At 46.1% G+C, this 16,806-nt stretch carries 12 protein-coding genes; 6 read left to right on the forward strand and 6 right to left on the reverse strand.

Translation table 11 applies throughout. The annotated features are described in order from the left end of the window. Position 1: 1 nt before the first annotated feature. The 4 genes from QMA41_RS09365 to QMA41_RS09380 are packed head-to-tail and all read right to left on the reverse strand — an operon-like array spanning position 2 to position 7,414. The gene (locus tag QMA41_RS09365) at positions 2 to 1,411 is read right to left on the reverse strand and encodes a type II and III secretion system protein family protein (protein WP_281629472.1); all 1,410 of its coding nucleotides are present in this window, start codon (positions 1,409 to 1,411) and stop codon (positions 2 to 4) included. Between the two features lie 18 nt (positions 1,412 to 1,429). After that, positions 1,430 to 2,269 carry a Flp pilus assembly protein CpaB gene (gene cpaB / locus QMA41_RS09370; RefSeq protein WP_038160217.1) on the reverse strand — a complete coding sequence of 280 codons (840 nt, stop codon included), beginning with the start codon at positions 2,267 to 2,269 and terminating at the stop codon, positions 1,430 to 1,432. Between the two features lie 24 nt (positions 2,270 to 2,293). Continuing rightward, a complete protein-coding gene (locus QMA41_RS09375; protein WP_006961609.1) occupies positions 2,294 to 2,476 on the reverse strand; it encodes a Flp family type IVb pilin in 183 nt (60 codons plus the stop codon). A 57-nt stretch (positions 2,477 to 2,533) separates the two neighbouring features. Beyond that, the gene (locus QMA41_RS09380; protein WP_281629733.1) at positions 2,534 to 7,414 is read right to left on the reverse strand and encodes a DUF1566 domain-containing protein; all 4,881 of its coding nucleotides are present in this window, start codon (positions 7,412 to 7,414) and stop codon (positions 2,534 to 2,536) included. Between the two features lie 171 nt (positions 7,415 to 7,585). Between QMA41_RS09380 and QMA41_RS09385 the strand changes: the two genes are divergently transcribed. After that, entirely contained in the window at positions 7,586 to 9,628 is a 2,043-nt protein-coding gene (locus tag QMA41_RS09385) for a hypothetical protein (RefSeq protein WP_281629473.1), read from the forward strand. Between the two features lie 12 nt (positions 9,629 to 9,640). Here the strand turns inward: QMA41_RS09385 and QMA41_RS09390 are convergent, their stop codons facing one another. Further along, complete coding sequence (locus QMA41_RS09390) at positions 9,641 to 10,564, reverse strand: LysR family transcriptional regulator (protein ID WP_045986491.1); 924 nt, start codon at positions 10,562 to 10,564, stop codon at positions 9,641 to 9,643. A 114-nt stretch (positions 10,565 to 10,678) separates the two neighbouring features. Between QMA41_RS09390 and QMA41_RS09395 the strand changes: the two genes are divergently transcribed. From QMA41_RS09395 to QMA41_RS09405, 3 genes are all read left to right on the forward strand, one after another. Further along, positions 10,679 to 11,200: an NAD(P)H-dependent oxidoreductase gene (locus tag QMA41_RS09395; RefSeq protein WP_281629734.1), complete on the forward strand. Its 522-nt coding sequence runs from the start codon at positions 10,679 to 10,681 to the stop codon at positions 11,198 to 11,200. A gap of 21 nt (positions 11,201 to 11,221) precedes the next feature. After that, positions 11,222 to 12,610 (forward strand): MATE family efflux transporter, encoded by a 1,389-nt coding sequence (locus tag QMA41_RS09400; RefSeq protein ID WP_281629474.1) that lies wholly within the window; start codon positions 11,222 to 11,224, stop codon positions 12,608 to 12,610. Between the two features lie 68 nt (positions 12,611 to 12,678). Further along, on the forward strand, positions 12,679 to 12,993 hold the full coding sequence (locus tag QMA41_RS09405) for an NIPSNAP family protein (RefSeq protein ID WP_040122381.1): 315 nt from the start codon (positions 12,679 to 12,681) through the stop codon (positions 12,991 to 12,993). A 68-nt stretch (positions 12,994 to 13,061) separates the two neighbouring features. Here the strand turns inward: QMA41_RS09405 and QMA41_RS09410 are convergent, their stop codons facing one another. After that, positions 13,062 to 13,703 (reverse strand): MarC family protein, encoded by a 642-nt coding sequence (locus tag QMA41_RS09410; RefSeq protein WP_038160229.1) that lies wholly within the window; start codon positions 13,701 to 13,703, stop codon positions 13,062 to 13,064. A 156-nt stretch (positions 13,704 to 13,859) separates the two neighbouring features. Here QMA41_RS09410 and nfsA point away from each other — a divergent pair, with 156 nt between their 5' ends. Together nfsA and QMA41_RS09420 are read left to right on the forward strand one after the other, a co-directional pair. Beyond that, positions 13,860 to 14,582, forward strand: a complete 723-nt coding sequence (nfsA, locus tag QMA41_RS09415) for an oxygen-insensitive NADPH nitroreductase (RefSeq protein WP_281629475.1) — start codon at positions 13,860 to 13,862, stop codon at positions 14,580 to 14,582. Between the two features lie 431 nt (positions 14,583 to 15,013). Beyond that, complete coding sequence (locus tag QMA41_RS09420; RefSeq protein WP_040121995.1) at positions 15,014 to 16,765, forward strand: SgrR family transcriptional regulator; 1,752 nt, start codon at positions 15,014 to 15,016, stop codon at positions 16,763 to 16,765. Positions 16,766 to 16,806 lie beyond the last annotated feature (41 nt).

Consider the following 16,806-nt stretch of genomic DNA (forward strand, 5'->3'; position numbering starts at 1 on the left):
CTCAGTAGTAAAATCCATTGTCGCCCAGTAAACGAGGCTTGCGGTTGTCGGTGTAAGTTGCTTTGCCACTGGTTCCGACGAAATCCTCGTCAGGCAGCGCCAGCAGTCTCTCCAGATCGCTTTGTGGAATCAGAGCATCGGTAGGAATCGGTAAGTTATCGCTTCGTGTTGGCTCGACAAGGTAAGCGGTAGCAATAATGATCAGTTCTGTTTCACGGCGTTGATACTCGTTAGAACGGAAAAGGCCACCTAGAATTGGAATATCCCCCATACCCGGCAGTTTTTGCAGTTGCTCAATTTCACTGCTTTGCAGCAAACCGCCAAGTGCAAAGCTCTGCCCGCTAGCCAGTTCAATCGTTGTTGACGCTCTACGTGACGTGAAGGAAGGCAGCACATTGCCATTTAAAACCGCTTGATTATCAACAGACACACTGCTGACCTCAGGCTCAACCTTTAAGCTGATTCTATCTGGGCCAAGCACAACAGGTTTGAAGTTCAGATTGACACCAAATGGTTTGTACTCAACCGTCGCAGTGTCTCCTTGAATCAGAGGAATTGGCACTTCGCCACCAACTAGGAAGTTGGCTTCTTCACCGGACATTGCGGTCAAGTTTGGCTCTGCCAGAATCGACATATCACCAGTAGACGCCAGCGCATCAACCAAGGCACTTAGGTTAGGTTTGCCCCAACTACTTACATCCCAAGGCTTATTGTAAAGAAAGCTACCGACCGTATTCTCAACGGTGCTGCCATTGGTGACCAGAGAGCCCCACTTAATGCCGAGTTTATTCGATACATTGCGCGAGACTTCTGCAATTCGAATACGGATGTTGACTTGCGTTGGCATCGTCACGACCAACTGGTTAATCAGCTCGTCACCATTCGAGTTTTGCTGATTTTCAGAGTTACTCTCCGATGATTTACTGCTTTTTGAAGAGTCATTGTTATTGCTCTCTTGCGGAGCGACGATCGGAGACAAATACCCTTTCGCCACATTAACGATACTGTGCGCCATTGCCGGAGTCGGTACAGACCCTTTAAGCCACAGCTTGCCACCGAGTGACTCAGAATTCACAGAAGCATCAGGGAACTGAGCTTTGATTAGTTCATCCAATTCCTGAGTATCATGGACCACGCGAATTTTGTTGCTGTAAATCACTCGTTCCTGCTCATTAAGAACGGTGATCGTGGCAGTGCCAGTCTGCATACCAAACACCATGATTTTGGTATTGGTCATAGGTTGGTAGTCCGCGATGTGTGTATTGGAAATAAAAATCGACTTTGCCTTTTCTGACAGGCGAATCATTTTCGCTTCATTTATGTTCACTTCGAGGGCATTTGCCCATGTTGGAAGCGCAAAAAGCCAACCGGGAAGCAGCAACAAGCTCCACCAGCGCAGTAATGTGTTCATTGTTTCGTCCTGAAGTTGTTAGTTTTTGTCGCTGTTTGGTCGTAACTGAATCAGGTCTACGTCCGGAGCAATTAGTTTGCTTTCCGGATTCAGCTGAGTCGTTGTGATGGTATGGCTTTGCGGTAATGAAAAGTCTGTTTCACCCGAACCACGCAATGAAAGAGTCAAGCGGCCTAACTGATTAGCAAGCACAATTTGTGTTGCCTGCTCTGGCGTCACTTCAAGTGATACAGAGCTGTTATCCGGTATTTTCGCCCCGTAGTCATGACGCTTTTCCTGGAACCCTTCAGATGATGAGAGATTATTGAAAGCAAGAATACGAACGTTGGTTGCAATAGTGCTGACGTAAAGGCCTTCAACCACATTATCGTACTTCTTCAACTCGCTGACCTTAGAACCCAGCAGTAAAATATCGACCTTATCACCCGGTTGAACAAAGCCAGAATTGGCAGTTACCTGATCAACAGGCACCGATACCGCTCTATACCCTACTCTGACTTTCAAGGCTAATGAAGCCCCACCCTGTGGTGGTATCAAGTCAGCCGCAGCGATAACTTGCCCTTGCTTAATTGCAATATGTGCAATACCACTCGCTAGGTTAATGGAAGTGATCTCATCTTCCGTCACGTAGTCGACGTAATCAGAAAGCTGCTCTTCACTCAAAGATTGCCAACGAAACATATTGGGTGTGTAGACATCGCCGACACCGATATCCTGACCCGAAACCAGCACTCGCTGGAAAACTTGCTCAGGTTGCTCTTTCGTCTGATGTTCTGAGTTATCTTGCCCAAGCAGCAACAATCCTATACCTACGCTAGACAGTAAGATAGACAACATCATCAATCGCTTAGCCGTCATGATTATTCCTTCAGCCTTGTCGGTTTAGTTACCAGAATCCTGAGTTTGCTCCAGTGATTCGATCACTGTCTCGTAGGCACCCACAATGGCTTTGGTTAACTTGCCATCACTGCCCCCAACAAATGAAAGAAGAACAACAGACATTGCCGCTGCCAAAATCGCGTATTCAATCGCAGCTGCGCCACGTTGCTTATTTTTATTTAACATGAATAGACTCCTGAAAAAGAGAAGGTTCAGCCCCAATAAAAGGGCTGAAAGTTATTATTATTTTGAGATAAATCGGTATAGGTAATGATGCCCACCCGAACCATATATCTGAGTATTGATAATTTTGCTTTGCAACAAATCTACAGATTCAAGAACGTTACCTTGCATGCCGTTAGTGACGTATTCTTCCTTTTTGTAGCCACTGGTATCATTAGGGAAAACGTTGGCAAACACAGTTTGGTCGATTGGATTCAAACTCAATAGCTCATACGCATTTGGTAGTCGCCAATTCGATTCTCCGCAAAAAGATTGGGAATTAAGTGTTCTTAGTTCTTCTTCAGCGGAAGCCAAGAGCTTATAGCGATTACTTGCATCAGTATCTTGGAATAGTTGCCAAACTTCGCCAGTTGCCACGTTTTTAGCACATCTCGCGTTATTTCTTTCAGAGATAGACAAACCTTCTGCAGATAAGAATTGCCATGAGACGGCGTTTTCACGAACTAACCGAACTAACGTTACGCTACGTTCACCGTTTTCAGCGTTTGCAGAGAGCATCTTGGATGCGGAACTATAGTGGTGATTAGAATATGAGAATCCGTACTGGTAAGCTGAACTATATGCCCAATTTGTCCAATAAGAAAATTGGATACCACCGTAATAATTGGTGCGGTCATATTCCGGTAGCATAGCCTTGTGATTAGGGAACACTTCGGTGTTAATTGTATATCCATCACCTTTTATTCCATCGCGCTTGTGCGTGGCTAAGCTCTTCAATTGAGTAATGTGAGGCACAGACCAATCACTATGACCACAAACGTTTTCGCTATTGGCTCGCGCTAACGTCCCATTAACTCCCATCACGCTAGCAACACCAGTGCCATCAGGGAAATAATAGGTGTCATCAGATCCATTAGGTAAACCATCAGTCAGAAGCATCCAAACCCTTTTTTTATGTCCAGAAGACACATCTTCAACGCACCTCCAAACTTTTAGTGAGTTTGCTTCTGCAGGTAAATAACGGCCTAAGATATCAATCTTTGCAAAGCGTCCATCAATCATTGCATCAGCCACATCTACTCGGTAGCCAGAATCATGAGCACGGTTAAGACCACCCTTAGCATCTTGATATAGCGAATCGACATCATGTTTAGATTCAATTGAACTAATCTCAGCTTTAAGCGCACTCAGAATCTTATTTACTGAGTCATACTCACCGGTTAGGCCTAAAACACTTTGCTCTAGTACATTAAGGGCTGAATTATTCGCTTGAATTGCGACTTCAAAAGCAGAGAGCTTTTCATAGAAATCTAATGTTGCTTGATGAATCTCAATACCTAGGGTAACCGAATCCAGATTATCCTTACTCGTTGTCAGCAAAGAAGAATTGGCCTTTAATGTATTTAAACTGACAGCACTTTTTGCAATGTTAATTGTGGCAAGTAACACCTTATTATTCGCTGATAACACTTTGTGCTTCGTGTGATAGGCTGCGAACCTTTCAACAATCTTGCGGTTTGTTGAATCCGCTTTGGAGTTCGAAAAGTAAACATGTTGAGTTAGTAACGCTAAGCTCTCTTCGATCTTAGCCTGATCAGCTTGATAAACTGACAACACATTTGTCAGTCGTACTTGTTCAGCTAAAGCTTCGTCACCAAGTACAGCGTGACTTTTTATCTCTTGTTCACTACTTTTTAGCCAATCAATGAAAAACAAATTCGTTTTGTTAATCTCATCCACTTGGTTACTAATAAGGCCTTCTATCACCGTAACCTCAGCCTCAATTGTCGCTAGTAATTGATCGTTTGGTTGTGGCTTCCACTTCGAAATTACGTAGTTCCAATATCCCGAGGCATCAACTTCAATTCCGTTGGAAACGGTAACAACTGCACCTTGCTTGTTCGACCATATTTTGCCTAGCCCATCTGAGATCAACTCATTTCTAGCATACTCTGGGAGAGTATCTTCACTTCTAGATGACAGGGTAAGCGCTTCCCCTAAATCGGGAAGTTTCCATGCTACAATTTCACAATCATTTTGTTCTTCGACTTTCGATAAAACGTCGACTGCATTTGATACATAGAACTTCGACGCCCAAAACATCGGAGAACCTTTCCCTTCACTATCATACTCAGCGATACAATTCTGTTGGGATGTTTTCCAACCGCTGTTTGAAGCAAAACTCGTTGCTTGCGAATAGCTGATCATTGGTACAAATTGAAGCGCTGCAAAATCCCCTGACATCTCTGTGGACCATAAAATTTCACTTGCAACGGTCTTTAACCCAGATATCGCGTTGGGCTTTAGCCTCAACCCTACGTTTTCTTTGACGTACGCTTGAGGCCCTACAAACTGAGGCTTGCTTGTCACAGTCTGCCAAATTAAGCCCTGATCGGTAGTAAACTCATAGTATTCTGGCTTATCAAAATCCACTTTGTTTCCACCCACAGACGTCGAAATATACGCCCAATCAATTGAGTTGGAGTGTTGCCCTTTATACTCCAAAACAACCCCATTTGTAGGCGCTGGCAATTTTGGCAGCTCTGTAAAGGCAGTGTCATTACTGGCTTGCGCGCCCGCTGGCATACCGTTTTCACCATTAGCACGAACGCGTACCTGAACCTGATCGATACTTTTGGCGACATCGCCCACTACCACAGGTTTTTCTAGCACTGGAGCCCAATCAGTTCCCTGATTCATTGACCACTCATAGTCGGACAATGAGGTAAAGCCAGTGACAAAGGTCCAGTCCAAGGTATCAGCGGTGTCATCCACCACCACACCTGTTGGCGCTGCTGGCGCTTCTGGTTGCTTTGTCAGAGCCTTAGTGTTAAACAAAGCTGGACTAGCAAGGCGTCCTGTGACGGGATCGTACTTAACACGGACCTCTAAACTACCAACGGCATAAACTTTGTCTTCAAGTTGAAGAGGTTTGCTCTGAACTGTTACCCAACCGGCACCGTCGACGCGATATTCATAATCACTATCCGAATTAAAACCATCGACCCAATCCCAATTGAAGGTATTTAACGCATCATTAACCAGTCCATTCATCGGCGCACTTGGCGTGCTCGGAGTGACAGTGAATGCCTTGTCTGAACACAAGTTTTCACCGACAGCATCATCGTCTGATGCTTTGATACGTACACAGACTTGTCCCACTTTGAATACTTCATCAGGAATAGCCTGGGGCTTTGATGTTACAGGGCGATAGCTGATTCCACTATCAAGTGAGTATTCGTATTGCTCCGCGTTCGGATAACCGTCAACGTTCGTCCAGTTCAGAAGGTTGTCAGCATCGTTGATGACTGGAAGCGTCGGTGCAACAGGCTTGTTCAACACTTTGTTGAACGCGCTGCTCACCACCAGACTTTTACCAGCCGGGCGGCCATCAATCGGGTTCGCTTTCACTCTCAGTTGAATGGTGTTGGCTGGAATGTTTACATTGCCAATTTGGTAAGGGTTCGCTGACGCATCTTGCCATCCGCTGCCGAGATTGATTTCATAATCAGCGGCGTTACCGAAACCAGACACGTTTTCCCAAGCCAAGATATCTGAATCATCATTCGCAGAGACTAAAACCGGAGCGACGGGCGCATCAGGAGTGACCGTCATCGCGGTCTCTGATTTCACCACCAATCCAGCAGGACGGCCTGAATTTTGGTCGGCTTTAACTCTGAGTTTTAAGTCTCCGACTGGAATCGCAATATCAGCGATGTTTTGTGGTTTGCTCACTACATCGTGCCAATTTTTTCCACCATCCAGAGTGTATTCATAGTGAGCGACGAGCTGAAAGTCTGCCGAGTGTTGCCAGTCAAAGTTATTATCAGCATCGTTGAGTGTCAAAGATGTCGGAGCTGCAGGTACAAGCGTCGCCGTGAACGCTTTAGTCGATAGAAGTGCCATGCCTGATGCCAAAGATCTCGCTGGCTTTGCCATGATACGCACCTGAACATCACCAACACTTCTTGCCGGAGCACCGACATTAATGGGCTTTGACGTTGCCGGTTGCCAGCTTTGACCTCTATCTAACGAGAATTCGTAAGCGTTAACCTCTGTGAAACCCGGAACAAATTGCCAATCAAAAGTGTCAGCCGCGTCATTGACGACTCCACCACGGGGCGCTCTCGGTCTGGTCAGAATATTGTCACCATCTAAGTCTTCTGGCTTAATTTTAAGATGCTCATAGTAATCAGAACCGATCTGAGCTAACGCTTCTTCCGTATTGCTCGCGCCATGAGATAACTGATCGGTACGAAGCTTTAGTTGCGCGGCGTCTAAATTCGCCAATCTTTGAATCGAGCCTTTTCTCGCCACTTCCTGACTGACACCGTCATTGACGGAGCTTTCCTGAGCAGACTGCAAGACTCGGGTAATCCCTCGCGCCAGCATGTGTATCTCTCGACTTTCCTGAGAAGTATCTGCCGCATAGTCAGACTTAAGCACATCGGCGGAAACACTTAGCTCGCTAGCAAGGCTTTCTGCAGCTTCATCAAACGTTGCCCCAGAACTTGTTGCTAGGCTGGCAACCATCGACGTCATAGGGCTGATGATGCTCGGTTGTGATGATGGCGTTTCCAGAGTGAAGCCCTGAGTGACAGCTTGATTTGGGTTGTCCATGTCAACCGTCACATTGGCAATGGCTTCTACCAGCAACTTGTAATTTTCGACGTTGCCTTCAAAAGGCAATGTGTACTGACCCGACTTGTCCGTCTGAACCGTTGTACCATCTCCACTATCACAGACCGCATTGTTGTTTTTATCCAGACAAACATTCGCTTTGTAAAGATAACCATCGAGTACCACACCAGATAATACTGAGCCAGAGTTGCCTGTTGCAGGCGTCTCATTTGAAGTCAGTTTTGGGTCAGATTCATTTCCTCCGCCACAACCGAAAAGTGCAACGGAAATAGCCCCGACACTGAGCTTTTTGGTCAGCATTTTCACCGCTGGATACTCCTTAAATTTGTAGGTCTAATCAAAATTCCGGCGGCGATATTAATTTAAATGATATTTATTATCAATATCATTTGATCTTTTATTTCACATGGTGATTAAATAATAGAGATAAATGCTAGGTCTGATATTAATTAACAAGATTATTGGTTTAACATGCTTAAGAATACAACAATATGCAGTGTAGCCCTTGCTGTATCTAGTGCTATAGCTCTATCCGCATGCGGTGGTGGCGGAGAATCTGGAAGTTCATCATCGGCGGCAACAGCCAGCACATACAGCTACCAAAGTATGGCATCCTGTGCGGATACTGACCTTGATGGCAGCTGTAGTAATTATGAGAAACAAGTGGCGGTTACGAGCGGCTATTCGAGAATGATCGATGCCAATGGGGCAATACTTACCTCTCCCGCTGAATTGAGTATCATTTCTCCCTTCACGACTCTGCTCCACAGTGAGATGTTATACAACCCATCAACGAGTGGCAGTGTAGAAAAATCAAAGGTTTACCTTCAGTCCGTGCTAGGTCAACACGTAGGCGTCGACTTCACATCGGTGGACGTCAGCCATGGCCCTCAGCAAGCGACAAATCTTCTGATGGCATCGCTGAAACAAGCTCAGACCCAGGGCTCAAGCAGTTCGCCAATGGTGAACATTGCCCAAGCTCTTGATGCTATGATTGAACACAAGACGCTTGATCTTTCCTCAATAAACTTGGCGACTCAAACATCACGCCACGTCAGTTTTGATGGTTCACTGTTAATTCATGGGTCACAAAGCGATGCTGGCTTGGCCGCTATGAAATCGATCGCCCTTAATCCAGCCAACAGCAGAATAATCTACGTTGACGCGCGAGATAATGTTCGAGAGCTGGACACGGCGACAAAACAATCGGTTGCAATCGGCGCTTCGAGTTCATCATTTAGTTCTCGTAGTATCGCTTCCTATGATGACGACGATGAAGATGAGCATGACGATGATGATCATTATGGCGGAAATGCTAACAAACTTCCTGGATATCAACAGGATACCTCCAACACACTCAAGGAAGTCGTTCCCGCGCTCAATAGTGTTCAGTCATACAAATTGTACGAACCTAATGGCGTTCGAAACCAGAGCTTCGTCTGTAATACGACAGGGGGTAACGGCATATTCCTGACCAGCCTGCAGGACAAAACAGGCAACCCGAATACCAACGTCGCCGTCAGAGCAACAACGCGGAAATTGCAAATCGATGCGTACGGAGGTGCATCAGGAAGCGAGCTTCCTGTTACTCCACCACCTGCTCCACCGACCGTTCCGCTGTCTGCGTCTTCCTGCTACAACGATAACTTTGAGTGGATGCACCCTCTCTATCAGCAAGGTACGATGATTGCTAAGTTGGATGACGGATTAAATGCAAACGGGGATCAGCTACGCCGCTTAGACGCCACTACGCTCAGTATGGAGTCCATTACTTACACGTTGGATTCTGATGAGAAAACCATTGTCTTCTCCAAAGATGATAATGAAATTCTGATTATCTCGGATAATCGTCAATCTGCACCTAAGTTAGTTGAAACTAAGACTCTAACCGAACGGTTAGCCTTGAATATCACCGACGTCTTAAATGCCAGCTTCGCTTCTGGCGGTCAAATAGTGATGGCACTGGCATCGGAAAACAAAATCATTTGGACAGATAAAGCGCCTAATACTCAGCAACTTGGCTCTGTTAATCTAGACGGTCAGGTCAAGCTGATGGACTCATCGCCCAATGGCGCGTTCACCGTTGCCATCACTGCCACCAGCGTCTACTTGCTCGACAATGTTAAGCGAGAAATCGCTAAGCAAATCAGCTTTGACGCGAGCCAGACAACAAATCTGTTTGTCCAAAACGACAAAGCGATAGCTATTAACAAAAATGGAGTAGATTACTTCCAGTTCGCCAACATCTCAGGGCCTAAGCTAAAAGTTGCTTCTCAATTAGTAACCAAGGAGCTGCTTGAGAGTTGGGAAAAAACCTCGACCTCTCACTGGAACTCAACCAGCTTAGGTTATGTGCTGACTCAAACAGGAACATCGGCAAGTTCAGCGCAGGCGTTTAATGATGTCACGTTAAATTGGAGCCCTTCAACAGCGACACAGGCTAGCCAGATTACTGGAGTCTACATAAACGGCACAAACCGTGGTGACAGAGTGCAACTATACAAAGCGTTGTAACCATAGGGAGGCCTAGCCTCCCTTTATTTTGTGAGTACACTTTGCAGCGAGATTCTCAGCCATAAAGTCGATGAAAGTTCGAACCTTAGCGGACATGTGTTTTCGGCTCGGGTATACGAGGCAGAGATCGATTTTTTGTGTGGGAAGATCGCTAAATAATTCCACCAGCCGACCTGTAGCGATAGCTTCTCTGGTGTGCTCTTCAGGAAGACGCGTTATCCCAATCCCTTCCACACACATTCCCATCTCCATTTCAGGACTGTTAGCCGAGAAAACGCTCACTACGTCCACTTTAATGGATTCACCGTCAGAGTCGCTGTATTCCCAAACATTCGGGTTCTTTTGGTAGCTGTAGGTAATGGCTTTATGTTGACTGAGCTCGGAAGGGTGTTTGGGCGTGCCATATTTTCTCAGATAACTTGGAGCGGCAACCGTCACGGACCTCGCGGTTTTTATTCGGCGGCTGATCAAGCTTGAATCTGCGGCTTTATGCACCGCGCGCACTGCCACATCAACACCTTCAGCCACAAGATCAACTTTGCGATCACTTAAATCCACTTCAAACGTTACTTTCGGGTACTGAGCCATAAACTTAGCCAACATAGGGCTGAGTTCTACTATGCCAAAACTGACCGGACAGCTAATTCTGAGGTGTCCTTGAGGTTCACTTTGTTTGCCACCAAGAGCGTTCTCAACTTCTCCTGCACTTTCAACCAGTTGCTTACAACTTTCATAATACAACTCGCCTTCAGGAGTCAGGCTCAAAGTACGAGTGGTGCGATGCATCAGCCGAACCCCAAGGCGTTCTTCTAACTTAGAGATTTCTTTACTGATGTAAGAGGTCGAATGGCCTGTGGCCTGTGCCGCATTGGTAAAGCTGCCAGTGTCCACAACGTGTACAAAGATCACCATGCCGTCTAGCAGGTTTGTTTTCATTTTCCAACCCAATTAAAAGCCATATGGAAACAATCATTACACATTTACCCTATTAATCAACAACAGGAATCAACTTATAGTTAACTCAACGCAAAGATGAATGAGGAAATGATGATGAAAGTATTGGCATTTGGCGCAAGTAACAGCAAAAACTCAATTAACCAGCAACTCGCTTTCTACGCAGCGAAGCAGATAAAAGACGCAGACATTTCACTACTTGATATAAACGATTTCGAAATGCCTCTCTTCAGTGAAGACAGAGAAAAAGAGCTCGGCTCCCCACAACAGGCACAGCAATTTTTCAAAGCCATCGGTGAAGCGGATGTAGTGGTGATTTCTTTTGCTGAACATAACGGCTCATACACTGCAGCGTATAAAAACCTGTTTGACTGGACGTCACGCATTGACATGAAAGTGTTCCAAAATAAACCTGTCATCATGCTAGCCACGTCACCTGGCCCAGGTGGTGCAAGCAGTGTACTAGGCGCAGCTCAAGGTTCAGCACCCTATTTTGCTGCCGAAGTGAAAGGCGCTCTGTCATTACCAAGCTTTTACGACAATTTCGATTTAGAAAAAGGCGCAGTGAGCAATCAAGAGTTCAATCAGAAACTGCTTGATATCGTAGAAACGCTTTAGTCAATCTGATCGAACTTCGCCATGTCTCATCCACTTCTCACTAAGCCCGTCAAAACAGCATTACTTTCGATGGCAGCACCTGCTGCCTTCGGCATGCTGATGACCTTTCTCTTTCAACTGGTCGACAGCTACTTTGTCGGCCAGCTTGGCACTCAACCTCTGGCTGCAATGAGCTTTGCCTATCCCGTCTATATTCTGATCGTCAGTCTGTTTATGGGTATTGCCTCTGGCGTTTCAGCAACAGTTGGAAAAGCATTAGGGGAAAATAATCAGCGTAAAGCGCAATCCCTGACCAGCTTGTCTGTACTGCTGTTTAGTGGTGCCACCCTTGTGCTGGGCTTAGTTGGATATTCCGCGTTACCTACTACCTTTGCACTGCTTGGTGCAAACTCATCGACCATTGGCCTTGTTGCCCAATACATGGGCCCACTCTACCTCGGTATGTTCGTTCTGGTCGGTGGACTGATTGCCAACTCGGCTTTGATGGCAAAAGGGATCATGGTTCAAACCACCTTAGTGATGGCGCTTGGCGGTATTACCAATGTCATATTCGACTATCTACTTATTTTCGGCAAAGGGCCTTTTCCTGAGCTCGGCTTAATGGGCGCCGCGATCGCGACCTTGATTTCCTGGCTGGTGATCCTGCTTCTCATGCTCGGTTTGCTCTACAAAAACGCCCTGCTCTCCCTGCGCTCAATTTTTTACGTCAGCACACAAGTTAAAGAAGTGCTTACCATCTCTTCCCCAGCAATCGCCGCACAGATTTTAAACCCTGTCGCCATCGCCGTGATCACCAGTCTGGTCGCGCAATATGGCGATAGCGCCATTGCTGCCTACGGTATTGCAACTCGCATCGAGTCTTTGTTGTTAACGGGCATACTCTCATTAAGCGTGATCCTAACGCCATTTGTCGCCCAGAATTACGGCGCTCAAGAGAAGCAAAGATTGGATAAGGTGATCGCTTACTCAGGAAGAATGACCGTCTATTGGGGAGTGATGGTGTTTGCCATTGTTGCCTTCTCAATCGACTCCATTATGGCTATTTTCTCAACCAATAACGACATTATCGAGCATGGCCGTTGGTACTTTATTCTGGTGGGTGTGTCATTCCCAGCCTACGGGTTGGTGCTCATCACCAGCGCATTTCTTAATGGTGTTCAGCAAGCGAAGATGTCGCTCAAACTGACTCTGGTTAAATCGCTCGTGCTCACCATACCGCTTGCGTTGCTCGGCGCGCAATTTGGCAGCGAGTTTATCTGGATAGCGATTAGCACAGCCAATATTGTCGGCGCAATGTACGCTAAGCGCCTTCTAGAACAATGGCTTGATGCTCATCGATCGTCCTTGCTCAGTCGCTCGCCAAAGCTCGATTACTGGCGTGATGTCAAAACTTTGTTTCGTCTGACGTAAAATATTGCGTTTGTTATTAAATCGGATTACAACAAGAAACATCACTTTATCTACCAGTGGATGACACTTTGAAACTCATTGAACTTCGTGAATACAAGCTCAAACCCGGCATGACTCAACAATGGCTAGACTGGATGCACGAGGAAATTCTTCCTTATCAGATCTCTAAAGGCATGAAAGTACTCAATACCTATATTCACAAGGGTGAAGACGGAGAAGATTACTTTATCTGGTTACGCGAATTTGACGATGAAGCATCACGCGAGAAAATTTACGCGGAAACGTACAACGAGTGGTGGATCAGCGAAATTCGCCCACGGGTATTTGAACATATCGACCAAGACTCAGTCTCAGTGCGTATATTGACGCCTTCGGGTATCTAATCACGAATTGAACCGCATTAAAAAAGGCCATCCATCAGGATGGCCTACGTTTATCAATTCAAAAGTGCTTAAACAAAGACAGTTTTATAAGCTTCCGCCAAACCTTCTATCAGCATCTGAGTACCAATCACCGCCAAAATCAAACCCATCATTTTAGTCACCACGTTCAGCGCACTTGGACCAACGGCTTTCACCAGCTTGTTACCAAACAAAAAAAGAACGTAAGTGATGGCACACAATACCCCAAACGCGACGATAGTAATGATCGTCTGGTCAAAGCCACCTGTCGTGGCGAAGTTCATTGCTGTGGCGATCGTGCCGGGGCCAGCAAGAATAGGCATCGCAAGCGGAGAAACCGCAACACTCAAAGCCGCTTGTTGCTGCTCTGGAGAATAGGCTTTTTCCTTGGTTTTATGATGAGTGGAATTGCCTTGCAGCATATGAAAACCGATCAGGAACACCAAGATTCCCCCCGTGATGCGCAGCGCGTATAACGTGATGCCAAACAAGTCAAAAATCAATTTTCCAGAAATGGCGAACACTGAAACAATCACAAAAGCAAAGAAAACCGAACGAAAAGCAATCGATTTTACCGTCTGTCGGTCATCATCGCTGGTCAAGCCAAGAAAAATGGGAATATTGGCAATCGGGTTCATGATGGCGAAAAAACCCATAAACACAGTAACAGCATGCACGACTAATTCTTTCATAAGTCCTTCTTATTCTATAAATTTTCGATTTCAGTATAGAAGGAGACCATAACTGTGAAACAGAAAAGTGACAACTAAGTGATCTCTGACTCGACATTTCCACGCATACTCGATATGTTGCACAAGCAATTTATACCAAGAGCAAAGGACTCAGCCATGACACCGACGATAGACACTATCCTGTCTCACCGTTCGATCCGTAAATTTACCGATCAGGCCATCGATTCATCTCAGCTAGACACCATTATTCAGTCTGGCCTTGCAGCTTCGTCTTCCAGCATGTTGCAAGTTGTGTCGATCATCCGCGTCACGGATAAAGAAAAGCGTAAGGCGTTAGCGCATCTAGCAGGCGAACAGCCTTACGTAGAAAGCGCGGCAGAGTTTCTTGTGTTTTGTATTGATTATCAGAGACATTTTGAGATTAACCCGCAGGTAAAACCTGAATTTACTGAGCTGACACTGATCGGGGCAGTAGATTGCGGCATTATGGCGCAAAATTGCTTAGTGGCAGCCGAATCGCTCGGGTTGGGCGGTGTTTACATTGGCGGTTTGAGAAGCTGTGCTGAGGAAGTTGACCAGTTACTGAATCTGCCAGCCAACAGCGCGGTATTGTTTGGGCTGTGTTTAGGTCATCCAGATCAAAACCCTGAAATCAAACCGCGCCTTCCTGCACACGTCATTGTGCATGAAAACGAGTATCAGCCTCTGAATCTAGACGATATTCGTGAGTACGATGAAACAATGCAGACCTACTACGCAGGCCGTAGCAGCAACCAAAAACAAAGTACTTGGTCTGAGCAAGTCACAGGCAAACTCGCTGGCGAGTCCCGCCCGCACATCAAAGGTTATCTAAACAGCAAGGGCTTAGCCAAAAAGTAACACCTAGCAGACTCAGGCACGGGCCTGAATTCGTGGTAAAAAGAGCAGCACTGCCAATCATGTTCGTGGGGGTTTTAGGAGCATGTTTGCCTGCCAGTGCTGCTGTCTTTAGCCACTTACCAGTGGCAAAGTTGTATCAAAGCCAGAATCGCTGAACGTTCCAACCAAGAATCCGTTTTTTCCAACCTCTCATGGTAGTACGAGACCAGATTTCTCTGCTTGCTATAGTCCATCTTTCTTCTCTCAGCTTGTTTGTGTTGACCCGTTTATTATTCCCTTTAAACCGGAACAGAAAAACCGAGAGATTTATAGTTTTTCCTTCCTGTTTTTATCAATCATGCGCTCAGACAAAGCATTATTGGGCAAGATTTTGTAAAATAGGGAAATCAAATGGCTAAGCAGTGCTTATTTTTCTGCTATCTGGAGTACTTGTGTCGGATTTAAATTTATTGCGTTACTACTCTCGCCTCGAACCATTAGGCGTTGGAGAGGAGATAAAAACCGCCTTGCCCCAAGTCGCTGAGATGTTGTTTACCAGCCCTCGCCATGCGCGCAATTTACTCAATCAAATGCAACAACTAGAGTGGTTGGAATGGTCACCTAAAGTCGGACGAAACCAACGTTCTGGTTTGCTGCTCAACCATCCGCTGGATGAACTGAAATCTCAACTGGCTGCCAAGCGTATTCTGGAAGGGAAGTATGAGAAAGCCCTCAGCATTCTCGATGATGATGAAACCGCATTTGGCCGCTTGCTACAAAGCACGTCGGGAGCCTCACTCAGAGAAGGGTTGCTTCATATTCAGCTGACCTACAAGCGTCCTTTTGAACGCTTAGTGCCTCATCAATTACAGCGTTCCAGTGAGCGATACTTACTGCGCCAGATTTATTGCTGTTTGGTGAGCAGTGACTCCGAAGGCAACTTAGAGCCTCAACTCGCACATCATTGGCAATACGATGAGACTCACTATCAATGGACGTTTTATCTCAGGCCGGCCCTCACATTTCACAACGGCGCAGCGATAGACGCAGACAGTATTGTAAGCCTGTTTGCCAAACTCTCCACTCTTGCTAATTACCAGAGTGAACTCTCTCATTTAGTCAGCGTTACTTCTCCGATGGCGAACAAGGTTGTGTTCCAACTTTCAGAACCCGATCAAGGTTTTGGCGGCCTTATCTCTGGCGTAAAATATGCGATTCAGCCAACCAGCCAAGTCAACAATGCCCACAGTTACGCGGTGATTGGTTCTGGCCCCTTTCAGGTAAGTGAACATTCACAAACTCGCCTTTGCCTAGAGGCCTTCGAGCGTTACTATGGCTGCCGCGCGTTAACCGATCAAGTCACTATCTGGAAGCTTGATGAGAGTGAATTGGCCAACAAGCAGATACAAACTAACCAGCCCGGCGCTCAAGAAAGCAGCGAGTGCAATTATTACCTCTCTCATGCGGTGGACGTGAAAGTGCGCAATGACACTCAGCAGACTCGTATAGAAGATGGCTGTATGTTCATACTGTTCAACCAGATTGCCTCCACCACTCTTAATGATGCTCAGCGACGCTACCTGTCTTCACATTTAAGTTCGTCTCGTGTTTTTGAACAGCTCAAATCGAGTCAGACACTGTTTGGCTGCGAAATCGCGCAGAACATGCTGCCAATGTGGCATCCGATTATTCGTCCAGAAGCGGCCAACGTGGCGCTGCCTCAGCAACTTGATATTGCTGTCTACGACTATACGGTGTTGAGAAACTGTGCCTTTGCTGTCAAAGCGATATTGGCGAAATTGGGCGTAAAAGTAGAGGTTAATACCTATTCTTATCGAGAACTCAATGAACTTGCTCAAAGTCAGCAGCTTAACGAATCGATGATCATCACCAACATCAATCTGGACGATAATCGACACGCCTCCGCGTTTAACAGCCTGTATCACAACCCGGTTCTACAACGCTGCATCGGTGAAGATTCAAAGCGCTGGCTCACTCAATCACTCAATACACTAAGATCGCAAACACCGCTACATCAATACTTGGATGCACTGGAACCCATCGCTTCCGCCCTGATCAATCAGTACTGGCTAACACCGCTTTTTCACCACCGTCAGACACTGCGTTTCCACGGAGTACTCAAAGATGTAGAACTGACCAACTGGGGCTGGCCAGACATCAGAAACGTATGGTCGGCTGACTAGCCTAGAAATCATTTGTACTCTTATATTTAGTACACTAAGGG

Origin of the sequence: Vibrio sp. St2, assembly GCF_947311885.1 — a bacterium.
GTDB classification, from domain to species: Bacteria; Pseudomonadota; Gammaproteobacteria; order Enterobacterales; family Vibrionaceae; genus Vibrio; species Vibrio coralliilyticus.

Coding starts and splice junctions, on each gene's coding strand:
- QMA41_RS09385 (WP_281629473.1), top strand. CDS start 7,586: ATGCTTAAGAATACAACAATATGCAGTGTAGCCCTTGCTGTATCTAGT.
- QMA41_RS09380 (WP_281629733.1), bottom strand. CDS start 7,414: ATGCTGACCAAAAAGCTCAGTGTCGGGGCTATTTCCGTTGCACTTTTC.
- cpaB (WP_038160217.1), bottom strand. CDS start 2,269: ATGACGGCTAAGCGATTGATGATGTTGTCTATCTTACTGTCTAGCGTA.
- QMA41_RS09395 (WP_281629734.1), top strand. CDS start 10,679: ATGAAAGTATTGGCATTTGGCGCAAGTAACAGCAAAAACTCAATTAAC.
- QMA41_RS09410 (WP_038160229.1), bottom strand. CDS start 13,703: ATGAAAGAATTAGTCGTGCATGCTGTTACTGTGTTTATGGGTTTTTTC.
- nfsA (WP_281629475.1), top strand. CDS start 13,860: ATGACACCGACGATAGACACTATCCTGTCTCACCGTTCGATCCGTAAA.
- QMA41_RS09400 (WP_281629474.1), top strand. CDS start 11,222: ATGTCTCATCCACTTCTCACTAAGCCCGTCAAAACAGCATTACTTTCG.
- QMA41_RS09390 (WP_045986491.1), bottom strand. CDS start 10,564: ATGAAAACAAACCTGCTAGACGGCATGGTGATCTTTGTACACGTTGTG.
- QMA41_RS09365 (WP_281629472.1), bottom strand. CDS start 1,411: ATGAACACATTACTGCGCTGGTGGAGCTTGTTGCTGCTTCCCGGTTGG.
- QMA41_RS09375 (WP_006961609.1), bottom strand. CDS start 2,476: ATGTTAAATAAAAATAAGCAACGTGGCGCAGCTGCGATTGAATACGCG.